Annotated in this window: 4 protein-coding genes; all 4 read right to left on the reverse strand. The window is 41.1% G+C overall.

Annotated features, from left to right (window positions below):
• A partial coding sequence (locus tag X927_RS05165; RefSeq protein WP_103077035.1) for an ABC transporter ATP-binding protein occupies positions 1 to 779 on the reverse strand: 779 nt, incomplete at its 3' end.
• Complete coding sequence (locus tag X927_RS05170) at positions 766 to 1773, reverse strand: ABC transporter ATP-binding protein (RefSeq protein WP_103077036.1); 1008 nt, start codon at positions 1771 to 1773, stop codon at positions 766 to 768. The genes X927_RS05165 and X927_RS05170, both read right to left, overlap by 14 nt.
• Positions 1774 to 1778: 5 nt before the next feature.
• Positions 1779 to 2642, reverse strand: a complete 864-nt coding sequence (locus X927_RS05175) for an ABC transporter permease (RefSeq protein WP_425440365.1) — start codon at positions 2640 to 2642, stop codon at positions 1779 to 1781.
• Between the two features lie 7 nt (positions 2643 to 2649).
• Positions 2650 to 3388, reverse strand: a 739-nt coding sequence (locus tag X927_RS05180) for an ABC transporter permease (RefSeq protein WP_103077038.1), incomplete at its 5' end; no start/stop codon positions are given.

The raw sequence follows: 3388 nt of genomic DNA on the forward strand, positions 1-3388 counted from the left end.
TGTGTGTATGGGTGTTTCGGGTTCATCAGTACATCTTCCACTCCACCCATCTCTATTATGTTCCCTCTGAACATTATCCCTATCCTGTCACTTACGTAGTATGCGGTTGCTAAATCATGCGTTATGTACAATACACTTACGTTGTACTTGTCCCTTAAATCTTTGAACAAGTTCACTATCGACATCCTCAACGATGCATCCACCATCGATACCGGTTCGTCCGCTACCAACAACGATGGTGTCGTTATGAGCGATCGGGCTACCGATATCCTTTGTAGTTGCCCTCCTGAAAACTCGTTGGGGTACCTTCCTTTTACTTCCGTTATACCTAATCCTACCGCCTTTAGCGCTTCTTCTACCCTTTTTCCATGCCCGTTCTTTGTTATCCCGTATTGTTTCGCTGTGTCGTATAGGTATCTGTCTACCTTCCTCAACGGATTGAACGTTTCAAAAGGGTTTTGAAATACCGATTGTACTTCTTTCATGAACTCTTTTTTCTCTTCCCATTTTTTTAGGTTTACTATGTCTTTGCCTTTGTAGTACACTTCACCTTGTGTTGGTTCAAGAAATCCTAGCAGCATCTTTGAAACTGTTGATTTCCCACATCCACTTTCCCCCGCAAGTGTGAATATTTCGTTTTTGTATATGTGAAAGTTCACATCATCTACCGCTAGTAATTTGCTTCTTGCAAATCCCCCTCCTACTATGAATACCTTTTGTAGCTTTTTCGTTTCCAACAACTTTTCTTGTGTATTTATTGCCGTTTTATTTTCTTGCATCTTCCACACGCTCCTTTGAGTTCAAAAAACAGGCTGATTTGTGTCCGTCACTTATCTCAACGAGTTGTGGACGTTCCTTTTTACATATTTCCATCGCATATGGACATCGTGGATGGAATGGACATCCTTGTGGTAGGTTCGCTAGTGAGGGGGGCGATCCAGGTGCACTGACCTTGTAACTTTTGTCTCCCATCTTTGGTAGTGAGCCTATTAGAAATTTTGTGTATGGATGTAGTGGGTTTTCGAATATCTCATCCGTTTTCCCTTCTTCTACAAACATCCCTGCGTACATTATCCCCATCCTGTCCGTTATGTTCGCATGTACAGCCATGTCGTGGGTTACCAGTATTATCGTGTTTTTTTGCATTTTTTGTATGTCTTTTAGTAATTGTATTACCGCCCTTTGCGCTACTACATCCAACGCCGTTGTAGGTTCGTCCGCTACTATGATCCTTGGATTGAGTATCGTTGCTAAGGCTATCGTCGTCCTTTGCCTCATCCCTCCAGATAGTTGGTGTGGGTATGATTTCAGTACCCTTAGCGGTAATCCCAAGGCGGTTAGGTGTTTCTTCAGTGGTTCTTCAAATTCTTTTTCTTCATCTTTTATCTTTTTGTGTGAGGTCACAAAGTCTTTGAATGATTCTTTTATCCTTATTATCGGATTCAACGCACTCATCGATCCTTGCGGTATGTACGATATGAATTGCCATCTTAACTTCCTGTATTCTTCTTGACTCATTTTGGTTATGTCTATCTCTTTCCCTTCAACTTCGTAGTATATCTTTCCATCTACTATCCTCAGTGGTGGTTCGGCTAAACCACATATCGTTTTTAGAAATGTGCTTTTCCCACATCCACTTTCCCCTGCTATCCCGTATATTTCATCTTCTTGTATCTTTATACTTACATCGTTGACCGCTTTTACTTCTTTTTTCTCTTCTTGCATTTCAAATATGTAATACGATTTTAGTTTTTCTGTTTTTAATACTTCCAACCTTTTCACTCCTTCGCCTTACCGATTCTTTGTATCCTTGTTCTTGGGTCTAAGTATTCACTTAGACTTGTTGAGAGTAGGTACAAGGCTACGAACAAGAAGATCGATATTATTACAGGTGTTAGTATCCACCACCAGTATCCCAGTAGCATCGCTTGGTAGTTTACCGCCCAGTGTATCATCGTTCCTATCGTTGGTATTTCTGTGTTGGATAAACCCAATACCGATAACGTTACTTCCATCCCTACCGCCCATATCATGTTGTTTATCAACGTCGAGAATATTATCGGTATTATGAATGGAAAGTATTCTTTTATTACCAGGTTGAACGTTCTTGTCCCTGATAGTATCGATGTGTATGTGAATTCCCTTTCCCTTAGACTTAGTATTTGTGATCGTATTACCCGGGCATCCCACGCCCATCCAAATAGACTTAGTATGAGTCCTAATAGGACCATCGTTAAGTTTTCCCTTATTACCGATGCTATCAGTATCAGAATCGGTAAGAGCGGCATTACTACAAAACTGTCGTTTATCGACATCAGTACTTTGTCGGTTTTTCCACCTTTGTACCCCGATACTAATCCCATGATTATCGCTATCACCCTCGATATTCCTGAGGCTATTAACGCTATCGTTAGTGAGTTCCTTATCGCAAATGTAGATTGCCAGAATAGGTCTTGCCCTTGCGATGTCGTTCCAAATATGTGTGGCCAACTGGGTGGTTTGTCCCTAGCTACCACGTTCCACCTTAGTGGATCGTATGGCGAGAAGAATGAGAGTATTGACATTAAGGCTAAAATACATATTACTATGAACGCAAACCTGAACCTTCCATCTTTCATTAATTCTTTGAATCCTTCCAACATTATCACCTCATCTGTACCTTACTCTTGGGTCAAAGAGTGGATATATTAGATCTATTATGAGCGTTGCTGACGCTATCCCTATTACCGATAACGAGACTACCCCTATTATTAGGTTGTAGTCGTTTGAGTTTATCGCTCCGTATAGTAACGTTCCTATCCCTGGATAGGCGAATACTATTTCTGTTATCAATGCCCCTCCAAAGATTTGCCCTAAAGATAGCGCTAAGTTGGTTACTTGCGGTAATAACCCGTTCCTGAATACGTATTTGAAGGCTATCTTTGATTCTTTTAGTCCCCCCGCTTTCGCATACATTACATAGTCTTCCGCTACTATGTTCGATACTATGAGTTTCATCGTTTGTATGTTGGCTGCTATTCCTAAAACCATCAGCGATATCGCAGGTAGAAACGAGTGTACTAACACGTCCGATATGAACGCCCAGTTGAACCCTATTTGTCTTCCAACTGAGTATCCACCCGCCGATGGGAATATCGGTATCAGATAGGCAAATACTATGAGTAGTAGTAATGCAAATATGTAGTACGGTATGGGCCTTACCACCATCGCTATGTTGTCTAATGTTTGTGCCCATGTTTTGTTTTTAAAGTATCCTGCAAGTGCCCCTATTATACTTCCTACTAACCAAGAGAGGATTGTAGTTGTTAATAGTAATCCAGCCGTCCAGGGCAGTGAGTCCATTATTAGCTCCATTACAGGTACAGGAAATTGAAAGAGTGATGGACTA

Source organism: Petrotoga mexicana DSM 14811 (genome assembly GCF_002895565.1).
Taxonomy (GTDB): Bacteria; Thermotogota; Thermotogae; order Petrotogales; family Petrotogaceae; genus Petrotoga; species Petrotoga mexicana.